This is a genomic window from Shewanella marina JCM 15074 (assembly GCF_000614975.1).
Lineage (GTDB): Bacteria > Pseudomonadota > Gammaproteobacteria > Enterobacterales > Shewanellaceae > Shewanella > Shewanella marina.
Map to the genome: position 1 here is coordinate 1 of NZ_BALM01000051.1, position 7,460 is coordinate 7,460.

Annotated in this window: 4 protein-coding genes; all 4 read left to right on the plus strand. The window is 37.6% G+C overall.

The genetic code is table 11. The features are described 5' to 3' along the window. Window positions 1-56 precede the first annotated feature (56 nt). Genes JCM15074_RS23260 through JCM15074_RS19865 form a run of 4 tightly spaced genes read left to right on the plus strand, consistent with a single transcriptional unit; the run spans window position 57 to window position 7,046 of the window. A complete protein-coding gene (locus tag JCM15074_RS23260; RefSeq protein WP_051536972.1) occupies window positions 57-3,761 on the plus strand; it encodes an SPOR domain-containing protein in 3,705 nt (1,234 codons plus the stop codon). Between the two features lie 10 nt (window positions 3,762-3,771). Next, window positions 3,772-4,290: an OmpA family protein gene (locus tag JCM15074_RS23870; RefSeq protein ID WP_025823664.1), complete on the plus strand. Its 519-nt coding sequence runs from the start codon at window positions 3,772-3,774 to the stop codon at window positions 4,288-4,290. A gap of 30 nt (window positions 4,291-4,320) precedes the next feature. After that, window positions 4,321-4,581, plus strand: coding sequence for a hypothetical protein (locus tag JCM15074_RS19860; protein ID WP_025823666.1), 261 nt, complete (start codon window positions 4,321-4,323; stop codon window positions 4,579-4,581). After that, window positions 4,578-7,046 carry a DUF11 domain-containing protein gene (locus JCM15074_RS19865; RefSeq protein ID WP_025823668.1) on the plus strand — a complete coding sequence of 823 codons (2,469 nt, stop codon included), beginning with the start codon at window positions 4,578-4,580 and terminating at the stop codon, window positions 7,044-7,046. The genes JCM15074_RS19860 and JCM15074_RS19865 overlap by 4 nt, the downstream gene beginning before the upstream one ends. Window positions 7,047-7,460: the final 414 nt, after the last annotated feature.

Genomic DNA, 7,460 nt, shown 5'->3' on the forward strand with positions numbered 1-7,460 from the left:
TTACCGAATGAAATGGTCAATATTCATTATTTGGTGTTGAGCCTGGTTTAAATGTTTTGCGTGTTGATGAGTCAACCTTACCTGATGGACTTGAACTAAAGGTACTTGATAACCGCCAAGCGGCACAAGCTAATAGCCGTTTTGTTGATATGATTGCTGGAGATATGCATAGAGCTGATTTTGCCGCAGCGTGTCCGACTGAAAATGTTGAAGATGTGATGGCTGAATTATCATTACGTAATCAATCGATAGACTCTACTTGGGCAATTGATGCCGCCGCAACTGCACATAGAAATAACTTTAATGAACAGACAATTATTGAACGCTCTGCTTCAACTAACATGAGTGGTGATCTTGGTCGAGGAGTGATTTCTGGACCGAGTCAAAGTGGTGGGGTGTTAAATGAAAGTCTTGCATCAAACTCGCAAACAAGTTCATTTATTGGGTGGTCATTACAGCTTGTGAGTTTTTCAACTGAAACAGCTGCCAATACATATTTAAACAATCTTATAGAAGATATACAGCGTCAAAGCTTTATTTATAAAGCGGGTAAGTATTTTACCGTGAGATATGGCTTTGGTGGTAATAAATCTGAATTAGTGTTGGATGCTACAGCTTTAAAAAATAAAGGTTTTGAAACTAATAATGTTAAAACAACCTATAACAAAATACCTGAACAAGTACGCCTAAACTTTGGTCAGAAATTAACTGAGCAAGCACCTGATTTAACCCAAGGCAAAGTAAAATTAACCAAAAAAATGGGTAAAGAAGGGACTTGGTTATGGCCAAAAAATAACATGAGTACTGATGGTCGTTTTACGGTTGCCGTACTGAATGGTGTTAACCCTCAGCTATTCGTAAATGACGAGCCTGTACCGTACGAGCAAGTTGGAGAACATATTAAAAATACCGCTGCCAAGACTCAGGTACTCGCTTGGTATGGTATTGAAATGCCTATAGGCAGTAATTTAGTACAGGTTAAAGCACAAGATATGTTTGGAAATATGCGTGTTTTGGCCGAGAAAACATTTATTGTGCCTGATAGAGCGAGCCATATTAAGTTGGTTGCCGAAGAGGAGTTTTTAGAGGCTGATGGTGGTATGTCAGTTATGCCTATTTTGGTTAGAGCTTTAGATGACAAGGGTAATTTAGCGCGTGGTACATATTTTGTGACTTTAGAGACAGATGGTCATGAATCATTTATCGAGGATGATGTTCAACCAGAAATCGCGGGACTTCAAGTCAGAGTTGTGGATGGTGAAAGAAGAGTGCATCTACGAAGCACTAACGCAACTGGTAATATTGAAGTTAGGGCGATTAATGGTGTAATGACTAATCATATTTCGGTATATCAGTCTGCGCCTAAAACACCACTGATAGTCGTGGGTATGCTCGGTATAGATGGTCGTTACGGTAAGTTCTCCGGAGACAATGCACCCTCATCTCATGAAAGTGGTATTGAAGATAATAAGTTTACTCATGATACTCAGGCCGCAGTATTTATGAAGGGACAAATTGTTGGTGGTCTTAATTTGACCTTATCTTATGATAAAAATAAAAAAGACGCCGAGTTACTTCGAGAGGTCACTCCTGGTGAGTATTATGAGTTGCCAGGTGACGCCAGTGTGCGTGGCTATGACGCCCGCAGTAGAAGTAAATTATATGCTCGCGTAGAAAAAGAGCGCAGTTACGCAATGTGGGGTGATTATAGTACTGCGACTAATGGTGTAGGTCAGAATAACGTTGGTCGAGTTAATCGAATTCTAACGGGTTTTGATAGTGCATACGATAACGGTGATTTAAAAGTTAGAGTTTTTGCTGCTGAAACTGAAGATAAAAACATAGTCGAAGAAATTAGAGGTAATGGTACCGCCTTATTCCACCAATTAGGTTTTACAGATATTGTTAGAAATAGTGATTTGGTTGAAATTATTGCACGTGATAGAGATAACCCGAGTATTGAGGTTTCGCGCGTTAAATTAGAACGTTATGTTGATTACTATGTTGATTATATTTCAGGGAATATTTCATTTAATCAGGTGATCCCTAGTGTCGATGAAAATTTAAACCCTATATTTATTCGAATTAGTTTTGATGTTGAGGGTAGTGGTAAAGAAACCATCGTAGCTGGTACACAGGCAAGCTACATTGTTAATCAAGACTTAGCCGTTGGTGCATCGTATATCCAGGATCAACATGAAGATGAAGGCGCGAAGTTAAGTAGTGTATGGCTTGAGTATCAAGCTGATGACACGACTCTGATTGAAGCAAGTGTTGCCTATATGGATAACAAACTGGATAGCAATGGTAATGGTGCTGCATACCGTACTCGTATTCAAAAAGATTGGGATGGCGGCGCAGCAACTTCGGTGCAGTATGCCCGCGGAGAGCAAGGATTTAGAAATACCTCAGGTGGCGTAGCAGAACAAACTGAGGATTTAAGATTAAACCATCGTCAGCCCGTAGGCGCTGGATATTCTGTTGATATCGAAGGTAATGGTTCTAGAAACCTTGAAAACGATGATACAAGAGAAGCCATCGCTGCAACTCTAGATGGTCAAATATTTGATACTAGTTGGCGCTTTAGAGCCGGTGGACGTTATGTTCATCAAAAGTATGCTGAAACAGATGATGAGTTTACAACTGCAATTATTGGTACCGGAACAGCGTTTGAATGGTTTGAGCGTCAAGGTCGATTTGATATTGAGTATGAACATTCATTAGGTGCAGAAAGTCGCCAGCGTGGTCTTGTCGGTATTGATTATCAGATATTTGAAAATACTTCGTTATATGGTCGATATGAATTAATTGATTCTTTAAATGGTATTTTGGATTTAGGTAATGGCAAAACTCAAACTTTCAGTTTTGGTGCTCGAATAGATTGGTTAGAAAACTTTAACAGTTATAGTGAGTTTAGGCAGCGTGGTGCGACGAATGGCCAAAATCTTGAAATGGTAAATGGCTTCAGAAGCCGTCACGAAATTACTCCAGGTTTATCTATCGATCCAAGTGTGGAATGGATTGATGTGGTAAATGGTGATGGTGAAGGTGGCTTATCTGTTTCAGTAGGGGTTGCTGATATTCGTGACGAAAATAGCAAAATGACAGGTAGAGTTGAATATCGTAATGCTGATACATCTGATTATTACGGTTTATCTGGCGTGTGGGTCAAACGATTAAATATCGATTGGAGCGCATTAGTTCGTGATGATGTTCGTTTTAATCAATATTCATCAGATCAAGAAGATACATGGAAGAATAGTTTAAATATTGGTGTTGCTTATCGTCCACGATTAACTAACGATTATGATTTCTTATTAAATTATGAATGGATTGCTGAACAGGATGAAACGGATCGTCATGCACATCTATTTACAACACACCATAACCTACGGTTGAACGAAGATTGGATGCTTTCTGGAAGGCTGGGTCTTAAATACGAAGATCTAGTCATTGAAGATGTTGAATTAGATAATTTGTCATCAGTCTTAGGGGTTAGGGCATTATGGTATATCGATCGTCGTTGGGATTTAGATATACATGGTGGTGTGTTAGCGACAGATTCATTTAAAGGTTATCGTCATAATCTTGGCCTTGGTGTTAATTATCTAGCGGCTAAGGGATTAAGAGTTGGAGTTGGTTATAACTTTTATGGTTTTAAAGAAGAGGACCTTGATCCGGAAGGTTATTATGCTGAAGGTGCTTATATTATGCTGAATTATAAGTTTGATGAGTCTTGGTTCAATTGGTTGAAGTATTAAGGAGACTACAATGAAATATTGTATTGTATTTATTAGTTTATTTCTTTGTGGTTGTGTTTCTGATGAAATGTTGATGGCCGAATATGGTGAGTTAGCCTGTGAAGTGCCTGTGGTTACACCTATTAATCTGACAGCAGTTGAATATGAAGTGGTCGAAGAGATTCAACAAACAAAAACATATGCATCGGTATTTTTTGATTTTTCTAAAAGTAATTTGACCGATAAGTCTAAGTTAGAATTAGACTTTATTGCACAAGAGCTCATTAATAATCCTCTCTCTAAAGCATACCTTGTTGGGCATACAGATAAGGTTGGGCAATCTAAATATAATTTTGCATTGTCAATGAAGCGAGTAAAATCAGTGAGTCGATATTTACAAAATAAAGGTATTAACGTTGATCGTATTTTAGGAATTGGTTTAGGTGAAGGTGCACCAATACAAGCTCCTGATTTAGCAACGGATGAATTAAATCGGCGAGTCGAAGTACTGGTATTTGATGAGCAAAAAATATTTGAACTAATGCAATAATTAAAATGATTTTTAGTTTGAGGTAAATTTATGTTTAGTACCAAGGTCAAAGTCTTTATTTCTGTTTGTTTAGGCATTTTCATGTCTGGCTCAATATTGGCTGCGACAGAGTCTGGCACTAAAATTAAAAACCAAGCTGGTGCTACATATTTAGACAGTTCTGGTACCAGTCGAGAAACCCTATCAAATATGGTTGAAACGATTATTCAGCCTGTTGCCGGTGTAGATTTAGAGCAGAGCCAAACTCGCCCAAGTATTCCAGGGGGAGTGTTTCATTTTTCCACACCGTGATTAATACCGGTAATAGCAATGATAGCTTCAGGCTAACTTACCCATCAACTGCGACGTCGTTAACTCAAATATTGCTTTATCCTGATGTAAATAGTGATGGTATTGCCGATGTTGGCGCCGCTGCAATTAATAGTGGTGATGACGTAGGCCCACTTTCTCCAGGAGAAAACTATCATTTTGTGGCGATTGCACAAGTGAGTAATAGTGCATCTATTTCAAGTAGTACAAATTTTACCATTACAGCGCAGAGTGTTGCTTCATTATCTGGTACTGATACCGCATCAGGACAAGTTGTTACCAAAAATAATACTGACACGATTAATATTACAGATCACGCTGTTATGGAGGTAACGAAGAAGATCAGTGCAAACCAAGGAGCAGCAGGAACAGGCCCTTATACTGTAACTTTGACTTATAATAACGTAGGTTTGCAGGATGCTAAATTAGTAGAAATTAGCGATCAGTTGCCTGCAGGTATGTCATATGTGGCTGATAGTGCTCAATGGAGTTTATTAACTGATGCATTAACAGATGCTGAAAGTGATACTCAAGGGACCGCACCCAATACAATCGATTATTGTGCGTTCGATACCAACAATGCTGATTGTAGTAATAAAGTAGTCATTCAATTACCTTTAGTATCAGTTGGTAATAGTGCAACGGTTAGTTTTGATGTCAACATAGACTCAGGGATTGCAGCACAAATTCTCTATAATCAAGCCGACTTTGATTATGACGAAAATGATGATGGTACTTTATATAGTGTTACCAGTGGAATCTCGCCAGTTTCCAATCGGGTCGCTTTTGAGGTTTTAGAGTCATACGGTGTTATTGCTAATGGTAGTGGCTCTGATGGTAGTGATGATACCAACTTTGAAACTGTAACTATTGCAAGTGCCAATCAAGCTGAAACGATTAAGTTTGATAACTATATTTGGAATCATGGTAATACTGACGATACATTTAATATCACCACTTCTGGTTCAACCTTTCCAGCCGGTTCTATTATTTTATTATTCAAAAGTGATGGTCAAACGCCATTATTAGATAATGACGGTGATGGTAATCCTGATACGGGTTATATTCCTGGAAAAGGGGCAACTTGTCCTGCACATATGATTGAAGACAGTACTAATAATCTATGTGGTTATAAGGTTGTCCTTAAAGTAATTCTCGCGTCTGATGCAACGGGTGGTCCATATCAAATAACGAAAACTGCTACTTCATCTAAAGATATAAATCAGTCTAATACTGTGATAGATAGTTTAACTGTAATCAATTTATCTTCGGTTGATTTAACCAATAACTTTCATGCATCAACTACAGCGATACCAAATGCAAATTGTGATGCGGCGGATGATAATTGCGCCTTTGGACAGTGGGTTAGTGGTGGCAGCGTTACAACAAATTTATCAGGCGCTCCCGGTGATACGGTTTCATTCGTACTCTATGTGACGAATACTAGTGCATTAGCTGATAAGTATATTTTGGAATACTCAGCTACAGATTTTACTACAAATACTGTGCCTACAGGATGGGATGTTGTTTTTGAAGATGAAGCGGGTAATGAACTGACTTCTACTGATGTAGTTGCACCAAATGGAAATGTGAAAGTCATTGCTAAGGTGACCATACCAAATGATGCGACATTGGGTGATCAAGATATTTATTTTAAGGCTATTTCACAAAGTAGTGGTGTGTTTGATATAAAACGTGATTCAGTTACTGTCAGTATGATTGCTCAATGTTATACGTTAACAACAGATCAAACTGGTTTTACCTATGCTGGTGGTTCAGCATTTTACACTCATAAATTAACTAATCCTTCTGCTAATACTTTTGGTCCACTAGCCATTACAACAACAACAGATCCAACTGATTGGAGTGTTGTTGTATACGAAGATACTGATGGCAGTGGTGATTTAAATGGTGCAGATGCGCTTGTTACTAATGTACCGACATTAACGGCGAATCAAGTAAAATTGTTATTCGTGAAAGTAATATCTCCTGCGAATGCGCCTCAAAGAAGTCAAAATACAACCATACTTTCTGTTTCAGGTGATTGTGATGGAACCGCTTTGACAGTTGAAAATACTGATGTAACGACTGTGGCAAATACCAATGTACAAATATCTAAACTGCAAGGGCCAGATAGAGATTGTAATGGTGTAATCGATGCTGGGGAGAGTTATTCTGGAAGTAGTTTTTCTGTAGAGCCTAATCAATGTGTCAGTTATCTGCTAACTGCAAGCAATATTGGGGTTGAAGATGCTTTTGGAGTTTCAATTACTGATGCGAGTCCTGCTTTTACCGAGTTTATTAATGTTAGTGGTGTGACTCCGATTGTGACTCAAGGAACTGTGACAAATGTGTCGGCGGGAAGTACAGGTTCTATTATTGCTGATATCGGGGTGTTAGCGCCTAGTGAAGAAGCCAGTTTAACATTTGGAATTAAAGTACAATAATTAGTTAAATTTTAAACATTTGAAAAGCCAGTATTTTAAAAGTACTGGCTTTTTTATTTGTTAAATTCTTTTAGGTAATAAATAGTAAGTAAATACATATAAAGTCGTATTGATTAAAAGTTTTATTCAAAAAAGCTAGATTACCACTCTTTATTAATGTTAATTATTTGTGAAAATAGTCGTAATTTGATAGCATCGTACTAGGTAGATTTTATCTAATGAGCTGTATATTAAGAAATATTATAAATATAGGTTATGTGTAAATAATTAAATATTAAGCTGCTTTATAAGTGGGTAATAAGACTGTTTTAAAAACAAAATGATGAACATTGAGAATTAATATGACTTTAAATTCTAAATATATTTTATTAATTACGGTTATGTTATTTTTTCCATCAACGAGTTTCGCCGAAA

What these genes read in the sequence shown, in the direction of transcription:
- JCM15074_RS23870 (WP_025823664.1), top strand. Translation starts at nt 3,772, where the DNA reads ATGAAATATTGTATTGTATTTATTAGTTTATTTCTTTGTGGTTGTGTT.
- JCM15074_RS19860 (WP_025823666.1), top strand. Translation starts at nt 4,321, where the DNA reads ATGTTTAGTACCAAGGTCAAAGTCTTTATTTCTGTTTGTTTAGGCATT.